A 26,314-nucleotide genomic window follows, 5' to 3' on the forward strand; every position below is an offset into this window, starting at 1 on the left:
AATCTCCAGGAGTATTTTCATGCGTCAGTTTTTTATAGCCACCGCCATGACAGCCACCGCTGTTGTCGGCTCAGTCAGCGCCCAGGCAGCCACTTACAACATTGACCCCACCCATACGTTCGTCACCTTTGAAGTGACCCATTTCGGCACATCCACCAACCGAGGTCGTTTTGATAAAAAAGAAGGCACTGTGCAATTTGACCGTGCAGCTAAAACTGGCAAGGTGGAGTTGACCATCCAAGCCGACTCGATCAATACAGGCACGGAAGCCTTCAATGCCCATTTGAAAAAGCCCGACTTTTTCGACGCGGCCAAGCACCAGACCATGCAGTTCACTGCCGACAAATTCAGCTTTAACGGCGATAAAGTGTCTGAAGTAACGGGTAGCTTGACCATGTTAGGTAAAACTGTACCCGTGGTGTTGAAAGCCACCCATTTCAATTGCTACGACCACCCCATGCTCAAGCGTGAAGTTTGCGGCGGCGACTTTGAAACCACCCTGATGCGCAGCCAATGGGGCATGAACTGGGGCATCGATTTTGGTATCCCAGACAAGGTCAAATTATTGATTCAAGTTGAAGCTGTCAAGCAATAAACTGTGTACAAGTCAATCCGCCAAATTAATACGGCGGGTTGCAATCCGTACTTTCCAGTAAAAAAAGAGCAATTATAAAAATCCCTAGTTTTACAAAGGGTTTACGCTGATTGTGGACTTTGGGTTGTGCGCTGAAGATGCCAATGCTTTCTAAGCATTCATAAGCGCAACAATCCAAGGAGAACCCATGAAACCCATCGCAGACCAGACTTCAACTGCTGTCGCTGACACTGTCGAAGCCAAACCCCAATCACTTGCACGCCGTGGCTTTTTAGCCAGTGCAGCAGCAGGCGTGGCTGCAGCGACTGCCACAGTCACTGCCAGCGCTAACGATAAATTCCAGCAAGGCCGTGACTGGACCGGTAATCACCCCGTGACTTACCCAGAACCTGCTTTCGAAGTACTGGACAAGCGTTTCAGCGGTCGCCAAGGCAATGCCACTTTGCAACGCATTTGGCACGGCCAAGGTCATGACGCTGCCTTGTGGTGCGAAGGTCCAGTATGGATGGGCGACTGGGGCAATTTGCTTTGGAGCGATATTCCTAACAACCGTGTGTTGCGTTGGAACGAAGAAAATGGTGCTGTCAGCACTTACATGAGTGACTCTGGTTACTCCAACGGCCACAGCCGTGACACACAAGGTCGCTTGATCGCCATGGAACACGACACACGCCGCGTGCGTCGTCGTAACTTTGACGGCACATGGACTGTGTTGTGCGATAGCTTCGGCGGCAAAAGACTCAACGCACCTAACGATGCAGCCACCACACCTGACGGCTCCATCTACTTCACCGACCCAGGCTACGGCATCATGGGTCCCTACGAAGGCCACAAAGCAGAGTTCGAGTTGCCCACACGCGTCTACCGCATTGCACCAGACGGTAAGGTCACAGTGGCAGCTGAAGGCCCAATGCGTCGTCCTAACGGCATTTGCTTCTCACCTGACTTCAAGAAGTGCTATGTGGTTGACACCGGCGCAACCGATGGTCCTGGCAACCCTGCCAACATCATCGTGTTTGATGTGAAAGACCAAAAGCTCAGCAACCCCAAAATTTTTGCAGATTTTGCACCAGGTTTTACCGACGGTATCCGTTGCGACACCGATGGCAACGTATGGTGCGGTTGGGGTTGGGGCGGTATGGAAACCAATGGCGTTCGCGTCCATCATCCAGATGGCACTTTGTTGGCTTTCCTGCACACTCCTGAAGTCATTGCCAACCTGTGCTTCGGTGGCACCAAACGCAACCGTTTGTTCATGTGCGGATCTACCTCTATTTACGCTTTGTACGTGAATGCACAAGGTCACGCTCTGAGCTAATCAGTTCTGCTCTTTGGGTTAAATCAAGCCCCCGCTGTGCGTCATGCATGGTGGGGTTTTTTTTGATATTTGGCCTTTACCATGTCATCTTGCTTCACTGCCAGTCTATTTAAACCTGAGTTGTCCATGCATCAGTCCATTTTGAGTTCCGCTGAAAAAGCGTTTACAAACAAAACGGTTATGCGGTTCCAAAGTTTCGTCTGCCAGATGACATGTTGAAGTCATTACAAATTGAATTACAAAATTTGATCCAAGCCAATCCTGGCGTGAGACCCGAAAAACGGGTGAGCGCCCTACCCTTTGGGCTACTGAAGGGCCGTGATGTGTGTGGGCTTAATGAATTTCACATTGGCCATCAACAAAATTCATGATGCTGCTAAGGTATTTGTCTGACTTTCCAACAGGCACTCGAACAAGCAATATCAAGCGCCCAAACGTTTTTTCAATTCAGGCGGGTTACTGAAAGTACTGCGAAAAAAATTGTCATTGCTATCGTTATGTTTGACCCCTGCTTGTTGAATGGCATCATCATCGACTTTGATCAATGGTGTATATAACGGGTGGTGATGCTCTAAGTAGGGGTTGTTGCGGGCAGCGTTGTAGCAAAACAATACCGTCCAGCGACGGTGGTCAGATCGGTTCTGATCGGAGCGATGCATCAGGTTTGAATGAAAAAATAAGCCATCCCCTGGATCGAGTTCGGCATAAACCAGTTCAAGCGACTTAAGCATTTCCTCCACACGTCGCGGATCGGCGCCCACTTGCTCACCCTCCAAGATGCCATGTTCTACACGTCCAGCCAAATGAGATCCTCGGATCACCTGTAAGCAACCGTTTTCTCTGCTGCTGCGGTCTAACGCAACCATCACACTCGCCATCAAGGGGAAGACGCATCCATTGTGGTACCAGTAGCCGTAATCTTGGTGCCATTCCCATGCGCCTCCCACTTTGGGTTCTTTGGCTGTTAGTTTGGAGTGGTAGTGATAGACCTCGCCACCAAGCATGTCCTCCATGGTGTCGACCACTCGACGGCTGCGGGCGGCCAAACCATAAACACTTTCGCCAGGATGATTCCAAGTGGCCATACGCGTCGCTTTACCGCTGGCGTCATGTCTGTCATACAAGCTCTCACATAACTGCGGATCAGTTTCTATGGCTTCTCGCAATAAGCCTATTTCCGTTTCATCAAATAAGCGACGCACGATAACAAATCCATCTCGCTCATAGTCAGACCGCTGCTTCTGGGCAAACAAACTTGGCATGACTATCCCCTTGTGAATTGCTATGGTTTTGAATGGCGCAAAAAACGACAACGTGTTCGAAATGTATAGGGTTTAACGCCACTTGACCATGGGTATCAAATATTGCGCTTCAACGCTAAGCTCCAAACGAGGTTGGGCCAGCAGATGGGTAAATAAGTCCAATCCCTCACAATCACTACATATGCATACCCGTCAACCCACGCCAGACAAAGAGGCCATCGCCTTGTTACAGCCATTTGAACGCTTGTACATGGACCGAATAGCGTTAATCAGTACGGCCACACAAGCCATAGAGGCGCGTGAGCAGTTGCTTGAATACAAGGTGTGGGGTTTTGACACCGAATCCAAGCCCACCTTCAAAGTTGGCGAGGTATCTGACGGCCCGCATATCCTGCAATTGGCTACCGCTGATAGAGCTTGGGTGATTCAATTGCATGACCCGCCGTGCCGCGAGGTTGCTGCTGAACTGCTGACCCAGCCTGGCATCATCAAAGCAGGCTTTGGTCTGGGCGATGACCGCAAACGCATCATTCAAAAATTAGGCGTGGATCCAACTGATTTATTGGATTTGAACGCGGTGTTTCGTGAGCGCGGTTTTCGCAAAGACATTGGTGTCAAAGGCGCTATCGCAGTCCTTTTTAACCAACGCTTTATCAAGTCCAAAAAAGCGGCCACGAGCAATTGGGCCCAATCTGTGCTGACAGAGGCGCAATTGATTTATGCAGCCAATGATGCATATGCAGCGTTCAGGGTCTGGCAAGCACTTGACGCCACTGCAATAGCCAATCCCCCTTAAGGTGGTTTTGCAGCTATCACAAGCAAGTCATCATTGTCGTATCTGCGATGCGGCCGTTGCGTGCCCTCATCACACCTGTGTGAGCATATTTAACTGCGGAGAAGCTGGTCTCTTGCAGTCGCAAAGATGACTGGATAAATCGGTATTGTCACTACAACAAGCGTTTAGGAATGTCTTTTCAATAAGAAATGCGTAAGATGTTTACATATCCAAAAATTCAACCTTCAATGAAAACTTCCAAAGTCTGCTTGGTCATAGGTGCAGGGGACGCCACTGGCGGCGCAGTCGCCAAAAGATTTGCAAGAGAAGGCTATGTTGCTTGCGTGACGCGCAGAACACTAGATAAATTACAACCACTGTTAATCCAAATACAACAAGCAGGTGGCATTGCACATGGTTTTGCTTCTGACGCCCGCAAAGAAGATGAAGTGATCGCACTGATAGAACATATCGAATCAAGCATCGGTCCCATAGAAGTGCTGGTCTTTAATATTGGCGCTAACTCTCCCAACAGCGTATTGACAGAAACAGCAAGACGCTACATGAAAATGTGGGAGATGGCCTGTTTTGCTGGTTTTTTAAATGGGCGCGAGGTAGCGAAGCGAATGGTTTCGAGGCTTGAACAAAGGGATCAACACATCAACGGTGTTACGCCCAAAGGCACCATCATTTTTACGGGTGCCACTGCCTCTTTAAGAGGCAGTGCAAACTTTGCAGGTTTTTCTGGCGGGAAAATGGCGCTGCGCGGATTGGCCCAAAGCATGGCTCGCGAATTGGGTCCCATGGGCATACACGTAGCACACACCATCATTGACGGAGCCATTGATACAGAGTTTATTCAAACACTTTTTCCCGATCGATACGCCTTGAAAGATCAAGGCGGAATTCTCAATCCGGACCATATAGCCGATGCATATTGGATGCTTCATCAGCAACCGAGAGACGCTTGGACACACGAACTCGATTTACGACCCTATATGGAAAAGTTTTAACTGCAAATAAAGAAAGACACCATGACGAAAGCATTTGATTATTACTTTGATTTTGGCAGCTTGGCCAGCTATTTGGCGCACACACAAATGGACAAGATTCAGGCTGAAACGGGTGCCATACCCCATTACCTTCCCATGCTGTTGGGCGCTGTGTTCAAGGCGACAGGCAACGTTTCACCGGTAAGCGTACCTGCCAAAGGCAAGTATATTTTTGTTGACTTCAAACGTTTTGCAGACAGTTACGGCGTTCCCCTCAATAACAACCCTTTCTTTCCCATCATCACAACCACACTGATGCGCATATTGACAGGCTTACAGATGCGCTCTGATCCTCGCATACATGAATTCATGGACCTTATTTTTCATGCGATATGGATAGATGCACAAAACCTCAATGACCCTGCAGTGGTAGAGCGTGTTCTGAGCGAAGCGCACTTTGACGCCGCTGAATTAATTCAACTCGCCAACGAGCAAGCCACCAAAGACAGACTCAGAGATATCACCACGCAAGCTGTGGACCGAGGCGTCTTTGGTGCTCCCACATTTTTTGTCGGCGAACACATGTTCTGGGGCCAAGACCGTATCGAACAGCTGAAGTCAGCACTCAAAGAATAGCCCAGTAACCAATTGAGGCTTGATTATCGAATCATGCGAAGAATGCGGCCGATGCCGCCAAGGTTTTGAGCCAAGTTGTTTTCCTTGATGATGATGGGTCTTGTTATGTCTTGCGCAATGCAGCGCTGACCCAACGCGTGATATCGGGTGCCGACATAGACCCAGGCTGTCTGTCGATTTCACGGCCGCCCGCAAAAACCGCCAAAGTAGGAATGCTTCTGATGTTGTACTTGGCCGCCAATCCTTGCTCTTCTTCAGTGTTCACCTTGACGAAACGGGCTCTGCCATGCATGTCTTGGCTGACCTTTTCATAGGCTGGCGCCATGATTCGGCAAGGGCCGCACCAAGGTGCCCAAAAGTCGACCACCACAGGCAGCTCACTTTTGGCTAACTGCGCATTGAAAGCCTTTTCACTGAGGTTGTCAGGATGCGCTCCCAGCAAGGAGGCGTGGCATTGACCGCATGCCAACTCGGCCTGCAATTTGTCAGACGGTACCCGGTTGGTGACGTTGCAATGTGGACAAACCAAATGTAAGTTGCTCATATTTTTTGAGAAATAAAACCTAGCCACACCGACATGTTTTTTTTGTGGCCTGCGCCCTTTTGAATATCGGTTTCAGTCATGTTCACAGCGCGTTCAAAGGGATTTTGGCGTAAGCAATGCCGTTGTCTTCCTTGGGTGGCAGCTCACCTGCGCGGATATTGATTTGTACCGCAGGCAGGATCAGCACCGGCATTTCCAATGTAGCGTCACGCTGATTGCGCATCTCGACAAACTGCGCTTCGCTGATGCCATCATGCACATGGATGTTATTGGCTTTTTGCTCGGCAACGGTGGTCATGAAATTCACCGGGCGTCCGTCGGGTGGGTAATCATGGCACATGAACAATCGGGTAGCCGGCGGCAAGCTCAATATCTTGCGGGTAGAGGCATACAAGGCTTTGGCGTCGCCACCCGGGAAGTCACAACGCGCAGTACCTACATCGGGCATGAACATGGTGTCGCCCACCAACACCGCGTCGCCAAACTGGTAAGCCACGCAAGCAGGCGTATGGCCGGGCACGTACATGACGTAACCAGTCAGGCCGTCGACTTGAATGCTTTCGCCGTCTTTGAACAAATGGTCAAACTGTGAGCCGTCTTGTTTGAAACTGGGCTCCATGTTGAAAATGCCCTTGAACACTTTTTGCACGCTGCTGATATGGTCGCCAATGGCAGTTTGACCACCCAAGTGTTGCTTTAAGTAAGGTGCAGCGGTCAGATGGTCAGCATGGGCATGGGTTTCAAGTATCCATTCGACCTTTAAGTTGTTGTGGTGGACAAATTCGATGACCTTGTCAGCGGATGTGTGACTGGTGCGTCCCGACTTCGGGTCGTAATCCAGCACTGAGTCAACGATGACACAAGCAGATCCTGGTTTTTCATAAACCACATAGGTAACGGTCCAAGTAGCAGGGTCAAAAATACCGTGAACTTGGGGGTTGACAGTCATTGTGGTCATAGAGGATTCCATGTTTGATTAAGTTTTCGATATTATATTGACAGATATTATGTTTGTCAATATACTTTCTCATCTTATTCAAAAACGCCAAGAAAATCACCCATGAACACTGCAACTTTGGATCTCGACAAAATGAAAGTATCGGCTGGTAACGCTTGCCGACTGATGAAAGTGCTATCCAACCCCGACCGGCTCATGCTGCTTTGTCAGTTAACACAAGGCGAAAAAAAGGTAGGCGAATTGGAAGAGGTATTGGGCATTGTGCAGCCCACCTTGTCCCAGCAACTCACCGTCTTACGTGAGGAGGAACTGGTCTCCACCCGCCGCGAAGGCAAAAACATTTATTACCAAATCACCAGCCCACAAGCGCTGGCGGTCATGGTCGTTTTGTTTGACCAATTTTGTGGACCGAACACAGGAGCAAACGCATGAACATCGATTGGACACACTTCACACCCTTTGCATCCCTGTCCGGCGGCGTCATGTTGGGCGTAGCCTCGGCCATGTTTATTTTGATCAACGGCCGCATACTTGGTATCAGTGGCATCTTGGGCGGCTTGATGCCCCCTAAAGCGGGTGACACCATTTGGCGAATCGCCTTCCTCTTAGGCTTGTTTGCAGCTCCCACGGTGTTTCATGCGGTGGTGCCTGAAGGCTACGTCACCGCCCCCCGTATTGACGCTAGCGACGCGATGGTTGTAGCCGCAGGTTTGCTGGTGGGCATTGGCACACGCTATGCATCGGGTTGTACCAGTGGTCACGGTGTTTGCGGCTTATCCCGCTTGTCACCACGCTCCTTGGTGGCCACCGTATCTTTCATGTGTTCTGGCTTCGTAATCGTTTACGTCATGCGCCATCTCTTTGTCATTTAAGGAACTCCAATGCTTCACAAAAACCTTTTCTACCGCGTTGCTGAGTTTGCCGCCGGACTGCTTTTTGGCCTTGGGCTCATGCTATCGGGCATGACCGACCCTGGCAAAGTCATTGGTTTTCTGGACTTGATTGGCAACTGGGATCCATCCTTGGCAATGGTTATGGGTGGCGCCATCATGGTGGGTTTTTTCGCCTTCCATGTAGCCAAGAAGCGCACCACAGCAATTTTTGGAGGCTTATTACGTCTGCCCGATAACAACAGCATGGACAAACCGCTGGTGATTGGCAGTTTGTTGTTCGGTGCCGGTTGGGGCTTGGCCGGTTTTTGCCCTGGCCCTGCACTGGTTTCAATGGCTGACGGCCAACCCAAGGCGTTGGTTTTCGTGTTGGCCATGTGGGTCGGCATGCTGGGCTTTGAGCTGATGGACCGTTTTGTCCACGCCCCTCGCAAAGCCAAATTTAACGCGGCTTAAACAGAAAATGGAGGGCTCATGTCTGCTTTAAAGCGTTGGTTGCCCTCGGTTCCCTTGCTTGACTGGGGTCGCCAATACAACCGCGAAACATTCACCAACGACGCGGTGGCTGCGCTGATTGTCACCCTCATGATGATCCCGCAAAGCCTAGCCTATGCATTATTGGCGGGGCTGCCGCCCGAGGTCGGTTTGTATGCCAGCGTGGCACCGCTGTTGCTTTATGCGGTGCTGGGAAGCAGCCGCGTATTGGCGGTCGGCCCCGTGGCCGTGGTGTCATTGATGACGGCGGCAGCCGTGTCTGAACACGCCGTTACTGGCAGCCATGCCTACTGGCAAGTCGCCATCACGTTGGCGTTTTTGTCAGGCAGCATGTTGCTAATGATGGGCTTGTTACGTTTGGGTTTCTTGGCGAATTTCTTGAGTCATCCTGTCACCTCCGGCTTCATATCAGCCTCGGGTTTGTTGATTGCGCTGAGCCAAATGAAAACCATTATGGGCGTGACAGCCGAAGGACATCACTTTTTCGATCTGCTGTTGGCGTTGATGAACCAAGTCTCGCATCTGCACTTGCTTACCTTGGTGGTGGGCATCGTCGCCACAGCCTTTTTGTTTTGGGTGAGAAAGGGCTTGCAGCCATTGCTCATTTCGGCAGGTTTAAAGCCCAAGCTGGCCAACGTGTTGGCCAAGGCTGGCCCTGTGGTTGCCATTGCTCTCACCACCGTATTGGCTTGGCGTCTGGACTGGCAAGGCCAGGGTATGAAATTGGTGGGTACAGTGCCACAAGGCTTACCGCCATTGACTGCCCCTTTGTGGGATCTGGCCCTTTGGCAAGAGTTACTGTTGCCTGCACTTCTCATCAGTGTGGTGGGCTTTGTGGAGTCGGTATCAGTGGGTCAAACCTTGGCCGCCAAACGCCGTCAGCGCATCGAACCCGACCAAGAGTTGGTAGCCTTGGGAGCCAGCAATTTGTCAGCGGCCTTCACTGGTGGCTTTCCAGTGACAGGCGGTTTTGCGAGGTCGGTGGTCAACTTTGACGCTGGCGCTGTCACGCCTGCGGCGGGTGTGTTCACCGCGGCAGGCATCACCTTGGCTTCGCTTTTTTTAACACCTGCTCTTTACTATTTGCCCCAAGCTACTTTGGCCGCCACCATCATCGTAGCTGTTCTTTCATTGGTAGATTTTGACATCCTCCAATCTACGTGGCATTTTTCCAAACTGGATTTCACTGCTGTGCTCACCACCTTATTGGCTACTCTACTTATGGGTGTAGAAAGCGGGCTGGTAACCGGCGTATCTGTGTCTTTGGCCTTGTTTTTATTCAGAGCCAGTCGACCGCACATAGCCTCTGTAGGTTTGGTACCCGGCACCGAGTATTTCCGCAATGTGTTGCGCCACGATGTGTTGGTCAGCCCCAAATTGGTTTGCCTGCGGGTGGATGCAAGCATGTTTTTTGCAAATGCAAGAAGTATTGAAGATCGAATCAATGCCGAGATCGCAACCAGACCTGATGTAGAACACGTATTGCTTCAATGTTCAGCTGTGAACGATATTGATGCGAGTGCATTAGAAAGCCTGGAAGCTATTTCCAGCAGATTGAAAGATGCCAACGTATATCTGCATTTCTCGGAAATCAAAGGGCCTGTGATGGACAAACTACAAAAAACACGGTTTCTTGAGCATTTGCACGGCCAGGTATTTTTAACCAACTATCAAGCCATCAAGGCGTTGACTCCCGAGATTATTCAAAATAACTGAATAGCTCTCGAGAAAATCAACCACTTAATTAATTATTTCTTGGGGGCACTGATGGCGAAAGAAAGCCAGCCAAGAAAAATACCAATAACCACGCACACGATCAACTTAGAAGTGCCGGAAACTGCGCCGGAGGATGGCAATATCAAATTGACAGCAATTGCAATGCTGATCACCATTCCTACAAAGCCAGCATATTTAGAAACGGCATCTTTTGCATCATGAGGTTCAGGAAAAAACATATTTAGGTTCCTTTCAAATGGGATGAATGCATTTGACAATAAGACCATTGCAGAAGCAATGAATTGACTTCATCATTAATCAGATTACATCTGGCTGAATATTCAGTCAATAGCCAATGAGCAATATCTAGGGTTTACCTTCATTTTGAATATCCTTTTTACACGCTCTCTGCGTATTAATCATGGTATAGGAATTGCTTTTCTATCTAGGTGTTGAATGCAATGTCATTGTTTGAAGCCCTTGACTGGATTCTGAATCTACGGGCTTTCAAATTTACCCCCCCCCAGCGCACGTATACAGTGCATTCTTAACCGAGATATGCACCTTTTTGAGGGAAAGTAAGCATGTGGAACGTCATTGAAACAAAATTGAATACTCGCTGGGTGCAACTGTTGACAGGGGTACTTTGCATGATGTGCATATCCAGTCCACAGTATGTGTGGGCGCTGTTTACTAAGCCATTGGGTTCTCAGCTGAATGTGGGATTGACTGAATTACAAATTACCTTTTCAATTCTCATTGTTTTACAGACTTTTTTTTCGCCATTTCAAGGCTATCTGGTAGAGCGATTCGGAGCGAAACGATTATTGTCTATGGGATTCATCTTGACTGGAACCAGCTGGGCATTAGCCTCCCGAGCAAATTCCATTTTTGAACTCTATTTAACTTATGGCTTGTTGGGTGGTCTCGGTACGGGTATTGTTTACATTGGTGTGGTTGGACAGGCTGTCAAGTGGTTTCCAGCTAAACGTGGATTTGCGGTTGGCATGGTTGCAGCCGGTTACGGTATGGGCGCAGTCGTAACAACATTTCCTATCGCCCATTCACTGGCAAGCCAAGGCATACAGGAAACCTTATGGTGGTTTGGCTGCTTGATCGGAGTCATTGGGTGGTTATTGGCTCAAGCCCTGCGATCGCCGCAGCTATCGACAGGCAAGGGATTTCCAAAATTGAATGGCGTAAGTCCAAAGGAGATGTTGAAGTCACCGGTTTTTTGGTTACTCTTTTTAATGATGTCCATGATGTCAACGTCAGGATTGATGGTGATATCGCAAATGGGCGCGATAGCAAAAGATTACCAAGTCTCAGATGCGGTTGTTTTTGGAATGGCTGCACTTCCATTGGCATTAACCATTGATCGATTAACGAATGGACTTACCCGCCCGTTTTTTGGTTGGGTATCCGATGTATGGGGGCGAGAGAACACTATGTGCTTCGCCTTTGGTTTGGAAGCCGTTGCCATGTTGTTGTGGATATTGAGCATTGACCAACCCCTGTTATTCGTCATTCTTTCAGGCGTCGTTTTTTTCGGATGGGGGGAAATATTTTCATTATTTCCTTCAACCTTAACCGATACCTTTGGAGAAAAACATGCAACCACTAACTACGGTTTTTTATACATGGCGCAAGGCGTAGGCTCGGTCATTGGCGGCCCAGTCGCCGCCATGGTTCATGCCAGCAGTGGTAGCTGGATTTCCGTATTTGTTTTGATGATCAGCTTGGATCTGATGGCAGCGTGTTTAGCGATTGGATTGCTCAAGCCAATTCGAAAAAAATATTTGATCAACCAACCACGTTCCTCGTCAATTGGTAGTTGATGCATCGACAACTTGAATCGTTAGATCGCATCTTTCACATAGCAATGGATTAAATGTAATGAACAGTTCAGCCATATGATTTATTGGACAAACTTCCAGTCAGAAATCAAAAAAATTGTCTCCACTTTCAGTATCTAGGTTATAGGCAGGTTCATCTGCAAGTATCAATCAAGGTTTCATCTTATAAAGGCTTATTCTTTGCCATGGGTTTGTCAATTACATTTAAGCGCTTTGCACCTAGGAATGGAGAGATGTTTTGCCAGACAGCTTAGGAACAGAAACCCTAGGCTCAAAGGGTATTCATTGAATTGACCGTGTTTTTATAATGAAAAGTAAACAAGGGATTAAATTCATGAAAAAATTATTCACACTCGTCTGTCTACTATGCTGTGTGACAGCGTATGCAGAATGGGTTTTGGTTTCTAAAAATGAAACAGGGACGTCTTTGTACGTCGATCCCAACATCAAAATCAACGGAAATTTGCGCATGTTTTGGCATATACAAGATCTTGCCAAAGCGGATAACCAAGGCGATATGTCTTACCGAGGTGTCTGGCAATATGATTGCACAGAGAAGAAACAGCGGAATATGCAAGTCGCTGCTTATTCCAAACCCATGGCTGGTGGAGAGAAAACTGAAGAAGTTTATAAACCAACGGATTGGGTCACTATAGGATCTGATCCAAGCAGCCAAGCTTTATTGAAATTTATTTGCTCTATCTGACAATTTTTGGCCGTTTTTTTACAGCAGAGCGAACGATGAGCATCATTATTCGCTCTGCTGACGGTCAAATAGACCGGCACAATCAGATACCGAATCATTTCTACAGAAACTTCCCTAAACATTGATATTAATCAATTAGCTATTCTTGTTTGCGCCATACATTTCCACTTATGTTTTTAACATAGGAATTACGATGCCGACGGCTTATACAAAAGATAAAGATAAATTGATCAATGATCTGACAAATTTTATTCATGAAACCCAAGAATTACTTCACCTTTCTGCTGATCAAGTAGGCGAACGCGCTGAAAGTATCCGATCCAAGGTGTCAGATCGATTGAACAAAGCAAGCATAGAGCTCGAACATCTTCAATCAATGGCTGTAAAAAATGTCAAATTGGTCGGTGATGCAACCGATGAATTTGTACATGCCAACCCTTGGACATCCATAGGTATTGCAGCTGGTATAGGGTTGGTTGCAGGTCTCTTAATCAGTCGACGCTAAGTGGTTCGAGCATGCACAACGACAAAACAGGGGGCATATTCTCATCTTTGCGTCAACTGTCAGTGACAGCTATCGAGCTAATGATGGTCAGACTGGAATTGTTTGGCAATGAAATTGAATTTGAAAAACGTCGGATTTTGAGGGCCCTGATAACTGCTATCCTAGCCCTATGTTTTTTCAGCATGAGTCTGATTTTTTTATGTGCACTCTTGATTTTTATTTCTGAACCAGACACCAGACTCACAGTCATCTTCTGGATTTCCATCCTATTTTTATTTTCAGGCACCTATTTCTATTTCAAATCACGCAAGCTGATGGTGAGTACGATCGGTATTTTCAATGTGAGCATCAACGAATTGAAAAATGATTTAGCCCATATGCATAGTAAGTCCTCAGATGGATAACAGGACTCTACTTCAACAACAAGAACAACTCTTAGAAAAAAGTGCGAGTTTGAGACTAGCACTCGATCACCAGTTACAACAAATAAAAAAACCCTTAAGTTATGCAGATCAGTTTATATCTGTCATCGCATGGCTTTACCGTCACCCGATATATCCTGTCCTAGCCACAGGCATACTTCTCATGAAGAGACCGTCGTTGGTGCTTGCAAGTTTGCGCAGTTTGTTCATTGGCTGGTTATCGCTACAACGCATGCGACAGTGAATCATTCCTTGTTTTCTTTTTGCTTTTGAACTCTACGGTAAACATAAGCAGTCAGAAGTGGCGTAAAAACAGCTGTCACGATGACTGAAGCGGCTACTTGTAAAGTGGCAATCGGCGCAATGGCCGCAAAAGATGGATCAGCTAAAGCAACCGCTTGTGGTGTACCCGTTGAGTTCCCAGCTGTACTAGATGCCGCAGCACCTGCAACACCCGATCCACCCAAGATCCGGTCGGCAAATATACATACCAATCCAGTCAAAACAAGCACTGAAAAACCAAGAATTAAGCCAGGAATACCAGCCTTGGTGATGGCATTCAGATTGATACCTTGACCTAAGGTAAACGCCATGAAAGGAATGATGATGGGTTCATGGCTGCCAAAAAATTCCCGAATATCCTCATCTAAGTTTCCAAGAATGGCACCGGCCACAATTGGCGCAATAACACTGACCATGGTTAACCAGGGAATAACTGCCAAACCAGCACCAACGAGCACCAACATGGTCAGAAAAGGACCTGTTTCTATGCTTTGTGGAATATATGTGCCTGCATCCTCTTTATTTCCAAACGTACTGGTCAGGGCTAAAAACATGCCGCCGTTGGTGTCATTCATCGCCGCTAACACCGCCAGCGTACTCAGGCCAATCAGGTCGCCATCAAAAAAATGGGCCAAAGACAAAGCTACCACAATGGCCATTCCTACTTTGGCAAACATAATGCCAAAGCCACGCTTGAGCATAGTAGGGGCAGCATTCAAAGTCATTTTTGTACCTACTGTAAATAAGTACATGGCAAGAAATGTAGGGTACCCCACATTGGTCAATGCCTGAGTGAATCCGCCGATTTTCATCGCGTCAGGTGCTAATGTGTTCAACAACATACCCAGAAAAAGAGGTACGACCATCAGACCGCCGGGAACCTTGTGAATCAATTGAAGAATTTTCATGCATACCTTTTTTAATTTTTTTTACAAATTGATTTTGGACTGACAAAGCCCACTCACAATGCCAAACTGATGGCTTTTCAGCTGTGTCCGCACACTTCTATGATCCAACATATTGAAGGAACAAAATAAACGAAACATAGCAATTAACCTAGTATTTACCCTGTCAAATCATCTTTCAATTCAACCTAATTCTTGAATTTATATTTTTTATCTCAATCTCTTTACCAATTCAATAGACATAAAAAAATTCTTATCATTACAAATTTTCCAGCAGAAACCCATTTTCAATTCCACTGAGGTCATGTGATGCATCCTATTTATGAAAAAAGAATTTATGCTGTCAAAGTTGGCGAAATGGCAGAAGTCAAGCGCGTGTATTCAAGTCTTGGTTATCCGGCTATGGTTGCGGGAGAATTTGACAAAAAATTGGTGGGCTACTTCATAAGTGACACAGGCGATTTGCATCAATTGATCCATATCTGGCGATTTGACAGCGATACTGACAGACGTGATTTCTGGCATAGGTTAATGTCAGATGAACAGTTTCTTGTTTTTGCAAAACACATACGACCATTGATTCATTCGCAGAATGTGCAATTGATGGTGTCTGCACCATGGGGGCCACAACCCACTCCCCACGGGGTCTTGAAATAGCCGTTAATTCAGATAGGCCGATACCCATTGCATAGAGTTTGTCCAAAGTCTCTGTGCAGTCACAGGGTCTTGCGCGACCATTGACGGGGCTTTGATGGTGCATTTGTCGTAATACAAACCACTTTCAGTGGCAGGTGCTTCAAGCGCACAGTACAAACTGGTTTGTGCGCCCTGCTCTGGTGTCAACATTCCCCGCCATTTCATGATAGGTTGTAAAAATCTCGGCACTTCACGCCAGACATGCGTATCAACCACACCTGGGTGCAAGGCATAGCAAGATACTTGGGTTCCTGCCAATTCCTTGGCCAAATGTGCGTTAAAAAGAATATTTGCCAATTTGGAGACTGCGTATTCAGAGATACCTGTCAAACTATGTGAAGCAGATTGCAAACCGTCCCAATTGATTCCGTTTCTGGCCATCAAATGCGCCCGACTGGCGACAGTGACCACACGCGCAGGTGCACTAGCGGTTAATTTCTTCATCAACAAAACCGTCAATAAGAAATGACCCAAATGATTGACACCAAAGGCAAGCTCAAACCCCTGGCGAGTTTGCCCTTTAGCACCCGCAAGTCCTGCGTTGTTGACCAACAAATGCAAATCAAGGCCGGTTTTCAAAAATAAATCGGCACAATTTTTGACTGACTCAAGATCGTCAAGTTGAAGGGGTAAAAATGTTGCCGCATCGTTTTGTTGACGCAAAGAGCAAATCTCATCAATCACGGGTTGCGTTCTGGCCTCTGAACGACCGGCCAAAAAAAGCCGATACCCTTGCTTGGAAAGATTCAATGCTGTGACACGACCGATGCCCACATTGGCACCGGTAATCAATGCAATTCGCTCATTTTTCATACGTATTTTCCTTGTTCAGATGAGGTGTGACCGGATTTAATTCGCTGGATAAGCCACTGGCTTTGAATCGGGATGCCACACTTTGTATTTGTACATGGCTTGTTGGTAGTCTTTAGAAGCTTCAAATTGAGTCAACCATTCAATCAGTGGTGTCCAAGACTGAGACGCAAACCAGTTGGGATCTGTGTGTGCAAATTGCCGAACAAAGGGCGCAATAGCAGCATCTGCAAAACCCCACTGAGCAGTGCTTAAGAAGGCATTTGTTTTTAATCGTTGGTTCAATAGATGCAAAAACTCTGCCCCTGCCTGCCGATGGACCAGGCCATCTGCTAATTGATAACGATCTGGGTATTTGTAGCGATCCAAATGGAATTTGAATTCATCATCGCATTGCTTGACCAATGAAAGTTGTACATTCATCAACTGGCTGTCTTTTGGTAACCAACCGTGCGGATCATTCTGGCGCAACGCCCAAAGCATGATGTCAAGACTTTGCTCAATCACGGCGTCTGGCAAGACCAACACGGGTACGGTGCCCTTAGGCGAAGCAACAAGCAAGCTAGTTGGTTTTTGAGACAAGGCGATTTCACGAATTTCACAGCGTATGCCAGCAGACAATAACGCCAAGCGGGCTCGCATGGCATAAGGACAGCGCCGAAATGAATACAGCAAAGGCGCTTGCGGGGGCAGTAATTCAGCCATTTTTTTCTGCTTTTGTGGCTCACCTAAATGCACTTGACCCCGTGCTCTGGCAAGCAAAAACTGTTTTTGTCTTTCTCGCGCTCGCTCTTTTTGCTCTTCGCTGGTATGGGCATGACATCGCGGACAACTGACACTCAATTCAAACAGCGGTGATTCGGTCATGCCTTGAGCCAATGGATCGCGGCAGCTGCGACATATGCCCAATGTGCCTGGTTTTAAACCGTGTCCGACCGAGGTGCGTTCATCAAATACAAAACACTCTCCCTGCCACAGACTGTGTTGGGCTGGTATTTCTTCAAGGTACTTGAGGATGCCACCTTGCAAATGAAATACCTCTTCGAATCCGTAAGTGCGCATCAAGGCGGTTGACTTTTCGCAACGAATTCCGCCTGTGCAAAACATCGCGACTTTAGGTTTTTTCCCTGTTTTCGCTTGTAATTCAGTCGCCTTATCGGCCCAAGAAGGCAATTGAGAAAAGCTTTGGATATTCGGATTCACGGCACCGGCAAATGTGCCAATCTCCACTTCATAGTCATTTCTTGTATCAATCACGACCACCTCTGGGTCTGAAATCAAGGCATTCCAATCAGCGGGTTTGACATACGTGCCCGCCATATGTATCGGACTGATCCCTGGCACCCCCATGGTCACAATTTCTTTTTTTAACCGCACTTTCATTCGGTAAAAAGGCGGTTCATAGGCAAAGGATTCTTTATGCTCAAGATCGGCCAAACGCGGATCTGAACGTAAATAAGACAGGACTGCATGCACATCTTGGGCAGCTCCAGCAATGGTGCTGTTGATACCTTCTCGCGCCAACAAAATCATGCCTTTGACTTGGTGCGCCTCACACACCGCCAGCAAGGCAGGCTTCATCTCGACATAATCCGGCAGATCAACGAATTTATAAAAAGCCGCCGTCAGAAATTTGTATTCAGTGACAGAATCGTTCATGCATCTATTTTGCCTGCATCCTGAAGACTGGTTTGCCGCCATGCCAGCAGTGCGCCCGCACACAAAATGGCCGCCGAAAATAACAGACCACCGGGCAGTCCTCCGGCATGATCTGAAATCCAACCTGTGAGGCTTGGACCCAACATCTGACCGACAGCAAACACACTGGTGAAAACAGTGATGACAGACAGCCATTGCGTTGAGGGTAAATTGTGCTTGATAAATGCTGTGGTGGAAGCCACTGCCGTAGCAAAACATCCACCAAATAAGATGCCTGACCCCAATATAGCTATCTTGTCCACACCCATCCCATCGCCCCAGTCACCGCTGAAAGCCATGCAAGCAGGGATCAGACAAGCCAATGCCAGCAAACTGTTGACTTGCGCCAGACACAGGCCGTCCCGGTGTCTGTCTAGTGCGCCAGACCACCACCGCACACCAAACATGCCACTCATTCCCATAGCTGCATAAAACAATCCAGTTTGCCAATTGAACCAATGCAATTCCCGCAACAAAGAAATCACAAACGTCATGTACCCGATGTAGCCCATACCGAAACAAAAATAGCCGGCCAGCATGAAAAAATAACGACCTATGGCTGTGGTGTCAGACGCACTTTGTCGATGTTGAATGGCAGGAAGCGCCTTGGCTGGTTGCCACATCACAAGTGTCAAAAGCAAACCCGTTGCACCCACCGCAAGCCAACCCAGTTGCCAAGGGTGCAGCCAATGTGCTTGTTCTCCTTCGAACAATGTCCAAGGAACCAAGCCCGCACACAGCACCATGCCCAAACCACCACCCGCATAATAAATTCCCAACAAAGTACCTGAACGCTTAGGGTGAAGCCCTGCCAATTGGGCGATCAACACCGTGCCGCCAGCAAATACCGAGGCGCTGGTGAAACCGGATAACAAGCGCAATAAACCAATCAACCACGCATCAGTGAACCATGCGCACAAACCTAAAAATACACTGGATAAAACACCGCCAGTGACGAAAGAAGCCCATGAAGAATACCGTCGAATCACCATAGATAAACTCAATGCACCAATCAAGTAACCCGCAGCGTGTGCGGTATTCATGGCGCCGAGAAGTAAATACGACCAACCTAAATCTTCACGCATAGCCGGTACAAATAAGGCATACGAAAACCTAACCAGACTGGTACCAATGATGGTGCCTAAGGAAAGACCCATGGCAAGTATCAATGGTCTGTCAATCAGCCAGTGCTGAATGCGATTTTGTATGCTGTGAAATGTGGTCAACACGGAGAGCAGATAAATAATTTTCAGCTTGCTTCAACCCAGTCCATGCCATGACTGCGCTTGCATTCTCTTTGCGCTACATCACGCAAATAGTGCAAAAGCGTGTGTATTGCTTGGGTTCTATCTTCGGTTAGACCTAAACCAATGCCTGCACTGAATGTGGTTATACAGGCTACTTCAGTGGGCAAATCGCCAACCAAACTCACGCCTTCTTGGTTCATCAATTCGCTTCTTTGCTGAAATCCTAAAGCGGCTTTGCCTTGAGAAACCCACAAACCCACCGGCGTTCCAGCAGGAGGTACAACAATACGGTCTTTGATTTGATCAAACACGCCCCAACGCTTGAACAACTGCTCAAGATAGGTTCCGCTGGGACCCGTGGAATAACTCAGACTGGGCGCAGACAGCACAGCCTCACGCAATTGAGATTCGGTATCCATTTTGGGCCATACAGTGCCAGAGGCGACCGCAACTGCGACGGGCGACTTGACCCAATCACACCGACTTCCAGCCTGAATGTGTCCTTGCAATGCGAGTCGCTCTATGGCCTCAGATGCGAGAAAAACCACATCGAATGACTCACCGGATTGAATGCGCTTGGCAGCATCTACTCCTCCGGCATATTCAATCTGCACTTCAACCTGATGAACTTGTTGATACTTTAAGCACAGTGCTTTCAGCAAAGATTGGGTAGCCATGGAGGAAATACCTCTGAGTACCATAGGCGAAGAATGCATCATTTCAAAGAATATAGAGCTGAGGTTTGATGACGTTTTTGCAGACCAATACACTCATGAAAAGCATTCGTGCAGTTTGCAAAATATCATCAAACTCAATGCAATTTTTTCTGTGTATTTGGTAAAGCAATGGTGATGATTGCTCCAAGCACTGCAATGGCTGCCAAAGCCAAGAACGCGGCTTCACTGGCTCCACCTGACATGGTGCGAATGCGACCAATCAAGTCAGGACCAAAATGTCCACCCAAGTTACCCACAGAATTGACAAATGCAATGCCGGCTGCTGCGGCAGTACCTGACAAAAAAGCTGTGGGCAGCGACCAAAAGGTCGCCACAAATGACAAGGTGCCAGAAGCAACCAAGGTAAGTGCAATCATCGAGGGAATGGGCGCATGACCAACCAAAGCCAAACCAATCAGACCGGATACACCGAGCAACAGAGAACACGCCACATGCCATCTGCGCTCACCTGTTTTGTCTGAATGGGCTCCCCAGATCACCATGACAACCGCAGATATACCCCAAGGAATCATGCTGAGTAAACCCACTTTGAGAAAGTCTTTTTTATCAATACCTAACTCTTGAATGATGGTGGGCATCCAAAAGTTGATAGCGTAAAAACACACAACACCTGAAAAATAAACCACAGCCAGAAACCATACACGGTAGTCAGAGAATGCGTCCCAAAAACGATGGCCTTTACCGAGTTCGTTCTTGCCAGCGTCATCTTCTTCTACTTGATGGACGATAAAGTTTTTCTCACGCTCATCAAGCCATTCAGCTTGACGCGGACCATTTGGTAAAAACACAAAAACTAAGCAACCCACGATCACAGAGGGTATGCCTTCAAGCAAAAAAAGCCATTCCCAACCCCGTAAGCCTCCAATGCCTTGCATGTACTGCATGATGGCACCCGACACTGGTGCGCCAATGACATTGGATATGGCAATAGCGGTCATGAACAGGGCTATGACTTTGGTTCTGCGCGAACCGGGAAACCAATAAGTCAAATACAAAATGATGCCAGGGAAAAATCCAGCTTCACATGCACCCAACAAAAAACGAAACACATAAAAAGTGAACTCTGGGTCGGTACAGTTAAACCAAGTAGCGATGGAACCCCAGTAAATATCATCAGTGAACATGAAGGCTGAAGAAATAATCCCCCAAGTGATCATGATTCGTGCTATCCAAAGCCGAGCACCTACTCTTTCCAAAATCACATTACTGGGCACTTCGAATATGAAATAACCAATAAAGAAAATTCCCGCACCAAAACCGTATATCGCATCTGAAAAATGCAAATCGGTTGCCATTTGCAACTTGGCAAAACCCACGTTGACCCTGTCAAGAAAAGCCACGATGTAGCAAACAAAAAGAAAGGGAATAAGGCGGCCGGCTACTTTATCGAAAGTGGCCTTGGCAAATTCAGCGCTGTCGGCTGAAGTGGAAATGGAATCATTCATTCGAAGTACCTTGCTTGCTATTCAATAACCTTTGACCTTAGCACAGACAACTGTAAACGTGATGTTTTGAGACGCTTTCATTCGCTGTGGTGAGGGTAATCACCAATCAAAAAAGGCCAGCGTTAAAATAATTGCTCGGTCCTGTGTACCGAACCCCGCATTTCCACGCTTTGGCGTTCATTAAACCGACGTGATTCCGCACGACGGTGGCTTTTTCAAATCGGACCTCATCATGATTCACTGCAACAGTCGTCGACTGGCTTTGCTCTGGGCGTTAGCCCTGACCGCCTCCACCTTTTTCCATGTGACCTCTTTCGCCAACGATGGCGTGCTGCGAGTCTCTGCTATCCCTGATGAGGCGCCAACGGAGTTACAGCGCAAGTTTGCTCCCTTGGGTCAATACCTGTCTGCGCAAACTGGTTTGAAAGTTATTTTTATTCCTGTAACCGATTACGCCGCGGTTGTCGAAGCCTTGGCCGCCGGCAAAATTGACATGGCATGGTTAGGCGGATTTACCTTCGTACAAACGCGCATACGCACCAATGGCAGTGCGGTTCCCATCGTGCAGCGAGAAGAAGATGCCAAATTTACCTCCAAGTTCATCACCGCAGACCCCAGTATCAAAACCTTGAATGATCTCAAAGGTAAAACATTTGCATTTGGCTCACCCTCCTCCACCTCAGGCAGTTTGATGCCGCGTTTTTTCATGCAGCAGGCAGGTTTGAACATAGACAAGGACTTCAAAAATATTGCCTTTTCAGGCGCGCACGATGCAACCGCGGCATTTGTCTCTGCAGGGAAAGCAGATGCCGGTGTACTCAATGCCTCTGTCTGGGACAAATTAGTTGAACAGAAAAAAGTGGATCCCGAGAAGGTGCGCGTATTTGCCACCACGCCAACATTTTTTGATTACAACTGGACTGTCCGTGGCGACTTAGATCCTAAGTTAATCAAAGCCTTGACGGATGCATTTCTAAAACTGGACCCAAACAACCAGGAGCACAAAGAACTTCTGACCTTACAACGTGCTACACGTTTTATACCTACGCGCAAAGAGAACTATGACGGTATAGAAAAGGCTGCCGTGTCTGCAGGTTTATTGAAATAAACATCCTCAGATCCCATGACGCATTGTCAAACTTGGCATAAGTTGACTTACTTGAAAAATCAGCGCTTATGAGTTTTCAACTAGACCATATTGATTATGTGCATGCCAATGGCGTCACAGCACTTACTGACCTGAGCCTGCAAGCTAAGTCAGGTGAACAAATCGCATTGATTGGTCCATCCGGCGCTGGAAAAACCACATTGCTGTCGTTGATTGGCACTCGGCTAAAACCTACACATGGTCGATTGACCGTTTTGAATCAAACTGTTGACGCTGACAACAAGCGTGCCTTGCGGCATTTAAGAAGTCAGATTGCTTCAATCTATCAACAACCACCGTTGCCAGGCCGACAACGCGTGGTCACTGCTGTGCTCGCTGGTCGACTGGGAATCTGGCCGACATGGAAATCCTTGGCATCCCTGCTCTACCCTATGGATATGGATGGCGCAGCAGATGTATTGTCAAAAGTTCAATTAAGTGAAAAATTGTTTGACCGCTGCGACCAACTCTCTGGAGGGGAATTGCAACGTGTGGGTATGGCGCGTGTGCTTTACCAACAAGGAGCGCTTGTGCTTGCAGATGAACCCGTTTCTGCCTTGGACCCTGGTTTGGCTTTAGCCATGATCCAGTTGTTGCAGCAAGACGCTCGCGAACGCAAAGCCACGCTGATAACCAGCCTGCATTCGGTTGATATTGCGCTGTCTTGTTTTGAGCGCATCGTTGGTTTGCGTGACGGTCAGATTGCATTTGATTTACCCACGCAACAAGTGACCCCGCAAATGCTGGACCATTTGTATGCCAATGAATCCACCGCTCATCACTCCACAACGGATAGATACACAACCGTCAATAGAACACCTGTTCCTCACACGGCGTGACTTGTATGACCAACAAGCACAACCATCGGGATCCGCTTGCGGCGAAACGCCTGTCTTTATGTCTTGCAGTGATTCTGCTGGTCTGGCCTTTACTGATTGCCGCAGAGTTCAACCCGAGGGCGCTAATTGACCCAGCAAATCTCAAAGTCATTGGTTATTTTTTGTGGGCCTTTTTGCCTCCGCAAACAAGCACAGATTTTTTAATCGAACTTTTCAATGCCACGATGCAAACCATTGCCATCGCCACGGTCGGGATGGTGTTTGCGATGCTGATTGGTATACCTCTGGCATACAAGATAAGCAGCGTGTGTCGAACGTATCTGGGAATGCAATTGCTGCCACGCGGTTTACTGACCCTGTTGCGCGGTATACCCGAATTGGTGTGGGCCTTAGCCTTTGTTCGCATCTTAGGTTTAGGCCCTGCAGCAGGCATATTGGCCTTGGGACTGACTTACGGCGGCATGTTGGCAAAGGTGTACGCAGAAATTCTGGAGTCGGTTGACCAAGCACCTGCAAACGCCTTGATTGCGGCTGGCTCTCCCCGCCCGCTTGCCATGCTCTATGGATTGCTGCCGCTGGCATCCAAAGAACTCATTTCCTATACGGTATACCGTTGGGAATGTGCTTTACGCGCGTCAGTAGTCATGGGCTTTGTGGGTGCAGGAGGACTGGGTCAATTGATGGACCAAGCCATGAAAATGCTCAATGGTGGGGAAGCCTGCTCGGTACTTATCGTATTTCTAGGATTGGTATTTCTGGCCGACAAGCTATCTGCCTGGTTACGTGATTTCACGGCAACCACAACCTCTTCAAATGCATTTGCCTTTAATCGGCGTCACATGGTATTGGCCTTTATGTTATGGATACTGGTTTTAGCTAGCTTTCATTTGCTACAGACCGACTTTTCTTCACTGTTTAGCTTCGAAGCACTGCAAACCATGGCCCGCTTTGCGAGTGGTTTTTTTCCAGCTGATATGAGTTCTGCTTGGCTCACAAAAATTTCCTACGGCATTTGGCAAACACTTGCGATTTCAATACTTGGAACCGTGTGTGCCGCTGTAGCAGGCTTGCTGTTTGCCTTATGCAAACCCCGACTGATAGTCAACTTTTTTTTGAATATTTGCCGCAGCGTTCCTGAAATGGTGTGGGCCACAATCACTGTGCTTGCTGTCGGTCTGGGTTCATTTGCAGGCACTTTGGCACTGGCCTTGCACACCACGGGCGTGCTGGGTCGACTGTTTGCGCAAGCGATTGACAATGCACCCATACAACCCATCAATGCTTTGAAGCAGGCCGGAGCCACAAGCTCCCTCGCCTTTTTGTATGCCGCCTTGCCATTGATAGCACCTCAATTACTGGCCTACACCTTGTATCGATGGGAGATGAATATACGCATGGCAGCCATATTGGGATTTGTGGGCGCTGGCGGCTTAGGGCAGTTGCTTTATGTTTCTATGTCATTGATGAACTATGCGCAAGCCAGTTCAGTCATCGTAGCCATGTTATTTCTGTCCATCTTGGTCGACCAAGCCAGCGCATGGTTGCGCCGGTTCATGCAAGCCTGAACCGGCCAACCATTTCTAAGCATCTATTTCTTGATACTGACCAACTCCACTTCGAATACCAAAACTGCGTTGGGTGGAATCACACCGCGTATGCCTTCTGAACCGTAAGCCGTCTCAGATGGACATGTCAGACGGGCTTTGCCACCCACCTTGATTTTTTGCATACCTTGGGTCCAGCATGGAATCACACGCGACAAAGGAAACGCAATGGGTTCACCGCGCTTGTAACTGCTGTCAAACTCTTTTCCATCTGGCAAGGTGCCACGGTAATGGGCCACCACTGTGTCTGAAGCAGCAGGCGTTGCACCAGCACCTTCTTTGAGATGTTCGATTTTGATACCCGTTGGTAGGGTTTCAATTTTGATGTCAGCCAAAGCTGCACTGCAAAAGATCAGTCCGGCAAGACATACGCCCTGCAATTTAATCAAAGTCATGATGAATAGGGGTTGATTGAAAGATTGACATTATCTACGTTGGCGTTAGCGGAGATGAAGATTACTGAAACGTCCCCATGGATAGTCAGCAAAAGCATCAAAGAAGTTTTATTGCTTGCTGTTTGAGGCCAAGCAACGTTGAATATCGCACGCAGTTGGCAGTAATGCGCGGTATTCGAAATTTTTAGGCATGACACCGTTATCGCGGATAGAGCATTTTTCTCCCGCATCATTGGTGTAGTAAGACAGGACATCCACACATCGACGCGAATGTGACAATAATCCTTGAAAATGACCTATCTCATGCGAAACAACCATTTGCAGGGTTTCCATTAAATTGCGATTTGCATTGCTTTTTTTCAAATTTTGAAACGCTTCGGGACTGAGCGTTAGGGTTTTTTTTGTGATGTTGGCCAGTCCTATCGTACCCAGTTTGTCATCGTCATTCCACTGCACAGAAATTTTCACACCAGCATTCGAGTCTTTGAGATCACGTTTTAAAAACACGGTGTTTTGACCTCCGCACTGGTCCCAAGCCTGCGTGGAATTTTGCAAAACTGACAAAACGGCGTCCTCGTTAACAGAGGCAGGTGCACCTTGGTGATCGTATACATACGTCATGATGGGACTGAGCATTTTGCCGTCGCTGGGACCATCTTTCCAAGTCACTGATTCATTAGGAAGACATTGTGCAATCTCACTTTCCCGCAAGGAATATTCCTTACTGACAGCTATTTTTTCCTCCACTTTATTAGGAAGACGTTTAATTTTTTTGGTCGACGTGACGCTGCCAGATGGCTCAATCACAGGTGCAGTATTTGTGTTCTTGCTGACCTCAA

The 26,314-nt window shown here is 47.7% G+C and carries 30 protein-coding genes; 18 read left to right on the forward strand and 12 right to left on the reverse strand.

Annotated elements, in window-relative coordinates; genetic code table 11:
- Positions 1-19: 19 nt before the first annotated feature.
- Together AC9UG7_RS04700 and AC9UG7_RS04705 are read left to right on the forward strand one after the other, a co-directional pair.
- A complete protein-coding gene (locus tag AC9UG7_RS04700) occupies positions 20-595 on the forward strand; it encodes a YceI family protein (protein ID WP_509584860.1) in 576 nt (191 codons plus the stop codon).
- 187 nt (positions 596-782) lie between these two features.
- A complete protein-coding gene (locus AC9UG7_RS04705) occupies positions 783-1,913 on the forward strand; it encodes an SMP-30/gluconolactonase/LRE family protein (protein ID WP_509584863.1) in 1,131 nt (376 codons plus the stop codon).
- 422 nt (positions 1,914-2,335) lie between these two features.
- Here the strand turns inward: AC9UG7_RS04705 and AC9UG7_RS04710 are convergent, their stop codons facing one another.
- Positions 2,336-3,175: a phytanoyl-CoA dioxygenase family protein gene (locus tag AC9UG7_RS04710; protein WP_509584865.1), complete on the reverse strand. Its 840-nt coding sequence runs from the start codon at positions 3,173-3,175 to the stop codon at positions 2,336-2,338.
- 181 nt (positions 3,176-3,356) lie between these two features.
- Here AC9UG7_RS04710 and AC9UG7_RS04715 point away from each other — a divergent pair, with 181 nt between their 5' ends.
- The 3 genes from AC9UG7_RS04715 to AC9UG7_RS04725 all read left to right on the forward strand — a co-directional run bounded on the left by AC9UG7_RS04715 (position 3,357) and on the right by AC9UG7_RS04725 (position 5,578).
- Positions 3,357-3,971 (forward strand): 3'-5' exonuclease, encoded by a 615-nt coding sequence (locus AC9UG7_RS04715; RefSeq protein WP_509584868.1) that lies wholly within the window; start codon positions 3,357-3,359, stop codon positions 3,969-3,971.
- Positions 3,972-4,198: 227 nt separating this feature from the next.
- Positions 4,199-4,963, forward strand: coding sequence for an SDR family oxidoreductase (locus tag AC9UG7_RS04720; RefSeq protein WP_509584871.1), 765 nt, complete (start codon positions 4,199-4,201; stop codon positions 4,961-4,963).
- A gap of 21 nt (positions 4,964-4,984) precedes the next feature.
- Positions 4,985-5,578: a 2-hydroxychromene-2-carboxylate isomerase gene (locus tag AC9UG7_RS04725; RefSeq protein ID WP_509584874.1), complete on the forward strand. Its 594-nt coding sequence runs from the start codon at positions 4,985-4,987 to the stop codon at positions 5,576-5,578.
- A 103-nt stretch (positions 5,579-5,681) separates the two neighbouring features.
- Here AC9UG7_RS04725 and trxC read toward each other — a convergent pair whose 3' ends face one another.
- Both trxC and AC9UG7_RS04735 read right to left on the reverse strand, forming a co-directional pair.
- Positions 5,682-6,122 carry a thioredoxin TrxC gene (trxC, locus tag AC9UG7_RS04730; protein WP_509584877.1) on the reverse strand — a complete coding sequence of 147 codons (441 nt, stop codon included), beginning with the start codon at positions 6,120-6,122 and terminating at the stop codon, positions 5,682-5,684.
- Between the two features lie 82 nt (positions 6,123-6,204).
- Positions 6,205-7,080, reverse strand: a complete 876-nt coding sequence (locus tag AC9UG7_RS04735) for an MBL fold metallo-hydrolase (RefSeq protein WP_509584880.1) — start codon at positions 7,078-7,080, stop codon at positions 6,205-6,207.
- A 102-nt stretch (positions 7,081-7,182) separates the two neighbouring features.
- Here AC9UG7_RS04735 and AC9UG7_RS04740 point away from each other — a divergent pair, with 102 nt between their 5' ends.
- Genes AC9UG7_RS04740 through AC9UG7_RS04755 form a run of 4 tightly spaced genes read left to right on the forward strand, consistent with a single transcriptional unit; the run spans position 7,183 to position 10,181 of the window.
- On the forward strand, positions 7,183-7,512 hold the full coding sequence (locus AC9UG7_RS04740; protein WP_509584883.1) for an ArsR/SmtB family transcription factor: 330 nt from the start codon (positions 7,183-7,185) through the stop codon (positions 7,510-7,512).
- Complete coding sequence (locus AC9UG7_RS04745) at positions 7,509-7,952, forward strand: YeeE/YedE family protein (protein WP_509584886.1); 444 nt, start codon at positions 7,509-7,511, stop codon at positions 7,950-7,952. Before AC9UG7_RS04740 ends, AC9UG7_RS04745 begins: the two co-directional genes overlap by 4 nt.
- Before the next feature lie 9 nt (positions 7,953-7,961).
- The gene (locus AC9UG7_RS04750) at positions 7,962-8,426 is read left to right on the forward strand and encodes a DUF6691 family protein (RefSeq protein ID WP_509584888.1); all 465 of its coding nucleotides are present in this window, start codon (positions 7,962-7,964) and stop codon (positions 8,424-8,426) included.
- 18 nt (positions 8,427-8,444) lie between these two features.
- Entirely contained in the window at positions 8,445-10,181 is a 1,737-nt protein-coding gene (locus tag AC9UG7_RS04755) for a SulP family inorganic anion transporter (RefSeq protein ID WP_509584891.1), read from the forward strand.
- 32 nt (positions 10,182-10,213) lie between these two features.
- Here AC9UG7_RS04755 and AC9UG7_RS04760 read toward each other — a convergent pair whose 3' ends face one another.
- Positions 10,214-10,420 carry a hypothetical protein gene (locus AC9UG7_RS04760; protein ID WP_509584893.1) on the reverse strand — a complete coding sequence of 69 codons (207 nt, stop codon included), beginning with the start codon at positions 10,418-10,420 and terminating at the stop codon, positions 10,214-10,216.
- Positions 10,421-10,765: 345 nt separating this feature from the next.
- Here AC9UG7_RS04760 and oxlT point away from each other — a divergent pair, with 345 nt between their 5' ends.
- The 5 genes from oxlT (at position 10,766) to AC9UG7_RS04785 (ending at position 13,914) form a co-directional block, all read left to right on the forward strand.
- Positions 10,766-12,019 (forward strand): oxalate/formate MFS antiporter, encoded by a 1,254-nt coding sequence (gene oxlT, locus AC9UG7_RS04765; protein ID WP_509584896.1) that lies wholly within the window; start codon positions 10,766-10,768, stop codon positions 12,017-12,019.
- A gap of 352 nt (positions 12,020-12,371) precedes the next feature.
- Entirely contained in the window at positions 12,372-12,743 is a 372-nt protein-coding gene (locus tag AC9UG7_RS04770) for a surface-adhesin E family protein (protein WP_509584899.1), read from the forward strand.
- A gap of 193 nt (positions 12,744-12,936) precedes the next feature.
- Positions 12,937-13,248 carry an ElaB/YgaM/YqjD family protein gene (locus tag AC9UG7_RS04775; protein ID WP_509584902.1) on the forward strand — a complete coding sequence of 104 codons (312 nt, stop codon included), beginning with the start codon at positions 12,937-12,939 and terminating at the stop codon, positions 13,246-13,248.
- Between the two features lie 11 nt (positions 13,249-13,259).
- A complete protein-coding gene (locus AC9UG7_RS04780) occupies positions 13,260-13,652 on the forward strand; it encodes a phage holin family protein (protein ID WP_509584904.1) in 393 nt (130 codons plus the stop codon).
- Positions 13,645-13,914: a YqjK family protein gene (locus AC9UG7_RS04785; protein WP_509584907.1), complete on the forward strand. Its 270-nt coding sequence runs from the start codon at positions 13,645-13,647 to the stop codon at positions 13,912-13,914. The genes AC9UG7_RS04780 and AC9UG7_RS04785 overlap by 8 nt, the downstream gene beginning before the upstream one ends.
- 1 nt (position 13,915) lies before the next feature.
- Here AC9UG7_RS04785 and AC9UG7_RS04790 read toward each other — a convergent pair whose 3' ends face one another.
- Positions 13,916-14,860 carry a 2-keto-3-deoxygluconate permease gene (locus AC9UG7_RS04790; RefSeq protein WP_509584910.1) on the reverse strand — a complete coding sequence of 315 codons (945 nt, stop codon included), beginning with the start codon at positions 14,858-14,860 and terminating at the stop codon, positions 13,916-13,918.
- A gap of 306 nt (positions 14,861-15,166) precedes the next feature.
- Between AC9UG7_RS04790 and AC9UG7_RS04795 the strand changes: the two genes are divergently transcribed.
- The gene (locus tag AC9UG7_RS04795) at positions 15,167-15,514 is read left to right on the forward strand and encodes an NIPSNAP family protein (protein ID WP_509584913.1); all 348 of its coding nucleotides are present in this window, start codon (positions 15,167-15,169) and stop codon (positions 15,512-15,514) included.
- Between the two features lie 3 nt (positions 15,515-15,517).
- Here the strand turns inward: AC9UG7_RS04795 and AC9UG7_RS04800 are convergent, their stop codons facing one another.
- The 5 genes from AC9UG7_RS04800 to AC9UG7_RS04820 all read right to left on the reverse strand — a co-directional run bounded on the left by AC9UG7_RS04800 (position 15,518) and on the right by AC9UG7_RS04820 (position 21,490).
- Positions 15,518-16,366, reverse strand: a complete 849-nt coding sequence (locus AC9UG7_RS04800) for an SDR family NAD(P)-dependent oxidoreductase (protein WP_509584915.1) — start codon at positions 16,364-16,366, stop codon at positions 15,518-15,520.
- Positions 16,367-16,402: 36 nt separating this feature from the next.
- On the reverse strand, positions 16,403-18,022 hold the full coding sequence (gene trhO, locus AC9UG7_RS04805) for an oxygen-dependent tRNA uridine(34) hydroxylase TrhO (protein ID WP_509584918.1): 1,620 nt from the start codon (positions 18,020-18,022) through the stop codon (positions 16,403-16,405).
- The gene (locus AC9UG7_RS04810) at positions 18,019-19,290 is read right to left on the reverse strand and encodes a YbfB/YjiJ family MFS transporter (protein ID WP_509584921.1); all 1,272 of its coding nucleotides are present in this window, start codon (positions 19,288-19,290) and stop codon (positions 18,019-18,021) included. Before AC9UG7_RS04810 ends, trhO begins: the two co-directional genes overlap by 4 nt.
- 20 nt (positions 19,291-19,310) lie before the next feature.
- The gene (locus AC9UG7_RS04815; RefSeq protein WP_509584924.1) at positions 19,311-19,985 is read right to left on the reverse strand and encodes a substrate-binding domain-containing protein; all 675 of its coding nucleotides are present in this window, start codon (positions 19,983-19,985) and stop codon (positions 19,311-19,313) included.
- A 134-nt stretch (positions 19,986-20,119) separates the two neighbouring features.
- Positions 20,120-21,490 carry an MFS transporter gene (locus AC9UG7_RS04820; protein ID WP_509584927.1) on the reverse strand — a complete coding sequence of 457 codons (1,371 nt, stop codon included), beginning with the start codon at positions 21,488-21,490 and terminating at the stop codon, positions 20,120-20,122.
- Between the two features lie 232 nt (positions 21,491-21,722).
- Between AC9UG7_RS04820 and AC9UG7_RS04825 the strand changes: the two genes are divergently transcribed.
- From AC9UG7_RS04825 to AC9UG7_RS04835, 3 genes are all read left to right on the forward strand, one after another.
- Entirely contained in the window at positions 21,723-22,598 is an 876-nt protein-coding gene (locus tag AC9UG7_RS04825; protein ID WP_509584930.1) for a putative selenate ABC transporter substrate-binding protein, read from the forward strand.
- A gap of 68 nt (positions 22,599-22,666) precedes the next feature.
- A complete protein-coding gene (locus AC9UG7_RS04830; RefSeq protein ID WP_509584933.1) occupies positions 22,667-23,476 on the forward strand; it encodes a phosphonate ABC transporter ATP-binding protein in 810 nt (269 codons plus the stop codon).
- 5 nt (positions 23,477-23,481) lie between these two features.
- Positions 23,482-25,041 carry a PhnE/PtxC family ABC transporter permease gene (locus tag AC9UG7_RS04835; RefSeq protein WP_509584936.1) on the forward strand — a complete coding sequence of 520 codons (1,560 nt, stop codon included), beginning with the start codon at positions 23,482-23,484 and terminating at the stop codon, positions 25,039-25,041.
- A 23-nt stretch (positions 25,042-25,064) separates the two neighbouring features.
- Here AC9UG7_RS04835 and AC9UG7_RS04840 read toward each other — a convergent pair whose 3' ends face one another.
- Positions 25,065-25,475, reverse strand: a complete 411-nt coding sequence (locus tag AC9UG7_RS04840; protein ID WP_509584939.1) for an FKBP-type peptidyl-prolyl cis-trans isomerase — start codon at positions 25,473-25,475, stop codon at positions 25,065-25,067.
- 108 nt (positions 25,476-25,583) lie between these two features.
- The coding region (locus tag AC9UG7_RS04845; RefSeq protein WP_509584942.1) for a zinc metalloprotease at positions 25,584-26,314 on the reverse strand (731 nt) is incomplete at its 5' end.

The sequence above is a fragment of the Limnohabitans sp. genome (assembly GCF_046052765.1).
GTDB lineage: Bacteria > Pseudomonadota > Gammaproteobacteria > Burkholderiales > Burkholderiaceae_C > Limnohabitans.

What these genes read in the sequence shown, in the direction of transcription:
- AC9UG7_RS04700 (WP_509584860.1), top strand. Translation starts at nt 20, where the DNA reads ATGCGTCAGTTTTTTATAGCCACCGCCATGACAGCCACCGCTGTTGTC.
- AC9UG7_RS04705 (WP_509584863.1), top strand. Translation starts at nt 783, where the DNA reads ATGAAACCCATCGCAGACCAGACTTCAACTGCTGTCGCTGACACTGTC.
- AC9UG7_RS04710 (WP_509584865.1), bottom strand. Translation starts at nt 3,175, where the DNA reads ATGCCAAGTTTGTTTGCCCAGAAGCAGCGGTCTGACTATGAGCGAGAT.
- AC9UG7_RS04715 (WP_509584868.1), top strand. Translation starts at nt 3,357, where the DNA reads ATGCATACCCGTCAACCCACGCCAGACAAAGAGGCCATCGCCTTGTTA.
- AC9UG7_RS04720 (WP_509584871.1), top strand. Translation starts at nt 4,199, where the DNA reads ATGAAAACTTCCAAAGTCTGCTTGGTCATAGGTGCAGGGGACGCCACT.
- AC9UG7_RS04725 (WP_509584874.1), top strand. Translation starts at nt 4,985, where the DNA reads ATGACGAAAGCATTTGATTATTACTTTGATTTTGGCAGCTTGGCCAGC.
- trxC (WP_509584877.1), bottom strand. Translation starts at nt 6,122, where the DNA reads ATGAGCAACTTACATTTGGTTTGTCCACATTGCAACGTCACCAACCGG.
- AC9UG7_RS04735 (WP_509584880.1), bottom strand. Translation starts at nt 7,080, where the DNA reads ATGACCACAATGACTGTCAACCCCCAAGTTCACGGTATTTTTGACCCT.
- AC9UG7_RS04740 (WP_509584883.1), top strand. Translation starts at nt 7,183, where the DNA reads ATGAACACTGCAACTTTGGATCTCGACAAAATGAAAGTATCGGCTGGT.
- AC9UG7_RS04745 (WP_509584886.1), top strand. Translation starts at nt 7,509, where the DNA reads ATGAACATCGATTGGACACACTTCACACCCTTTGCATCCCTGTCCGGC.
- AC9UG7_RS04750 (WP_509584888.1), top strand. Translation starts at nt 7,962, where the DNA reads ATGCTTCACAAAAACCTTTTCTACCGCGTTGCTGAGTTTGCCGCCGGA.
- AC9UG7_RS04755 (WP_509584891.1), top strand. Translation starts at nt 8,445, where the DNA reads ATGTCTGCTTTAAAGCGTTGGTTGCCCTCGGTTCCCTTGCTTGACTGG.
- AC9UG7_RS04760 (WP_509584893.1), bottom strand. Translation starts at nt 10,420, where the DNA reads ATGTTTTTTCCTGAACCTCATGATGCAAAAGATGCCGTTTCTAAATAT.
- oxlT (WP_509584896.1), top strand. Translation starts at nt 10,766, where the DNA reads ATGTGGAACGTCATTGAAACAAAATTGAATACTCGCTGGGTGCAACTG.
- AC9UG7_RS04770 (WP_509584899.1), top strand. Translation starts at nt 12,372, where the DNA reads ATGAAAAAATTATTCACACTCGTCTGTCTACTATGCTGTGTGACAGCG.
- AC9UG7_RS04775 (WP_509584902.1), top strand. Translation starts at nt 12,937, where the DNA reads ATGCCGACGGCTTATACAAAAGATAAAGATAAATTGATCAATGATCTG.
- AC9UG7_RS04780 (WP_509584904.1), top strand. Translation starts at nt 13,260, where the DNA reads ATGCACAACGACAAAACAGGGGGCATATTCTCATCTTTGCGTCAACTG.
- AC9UG7_RS04785 (WP_509584907.1), top strand. Translation starts at nt 13,645, where the DNA reads ATGGATAACAGGACTCTACTTCAACAACAAGAACAACTCTTAGAAAAA.
- AC9UG7_RS04790 (WP_509584910.1), bottom strand. Translation starts at nt 14,860, where the DNA reads ATGAAAATTCTTCAATTGATTCACAAGGTTCCCGGCGGTCTGATGGTC.
- AC9UG7_RS04795 (WP_509584913.1), top strand. Translation starts at nt 15,167, where the DNA reads ATGCATCCTATTTATGAAAAAAGAATTTATGCTGTCAAAGTTGGCGAA.
- AC9UG7_RS04800 (WP_509584915.1), bottom strand. Translation starts at nt 16,366, where the DNA reads ATGAAAAATGAGCGAATTGCATTGATTACCGGTGCCAATGTGGGCATC.
- trhO (WP_509584918.1), bottom strand. Translation starts at nt 18,022, where the DNA reads ATGAACGATTCTGTCACTGAATACAAATTTCTGACGGCGGCTTTTTAT.
- AC9UG7_RS04815 (WP_509584924.1), bottom strand. Translation starts at nt 19,985, where the DNA reads ATGGCTACCCAATCTTTGCTGAAAGCACTGTGCTTAAAGTATCAACAA.
- AC9UG7_RS04820 (WP_509584927.1), bottom strand. Translation starts at nt 21,490, where the DNA reads ATGAATGATTCCATTTCCACTTCAGCCGACAGCGCTGAATTTGCCAAG.
- AC9UG7_RS04825 (WP_509584930.1), top strand. Translation starts at nt 21,723, where the DNA reads ATGATTCACTGCAACAGTCGTCGACTGGCTTTGCTCTGGGCGTTAGCC.
- AC9UG7_RS04830 (WP_509584933.1), top strand. Translation starts at nt 22,667, where the DNA reads ATGAGTTTTCAACTAGACCATATTGATTATGTGCATGCCAATGGCGTC.
- AC9UG7_RS04835 (WP_509584936.1), top strand. Translation starts at nt 23,482, where the DNA reads ATGACCAACAAGCACAACCATCGGGATCCGCTTGCGGCGAAACGCCTG.
- AC9UG7_RS04840 (WP_509584939.1), bottom strand. Translation starts at nt 25,475, where the DNA reads ATGACTTTGATTAAATTGCAGGGCGTATGTCTTGCCGGACTGATCTTT.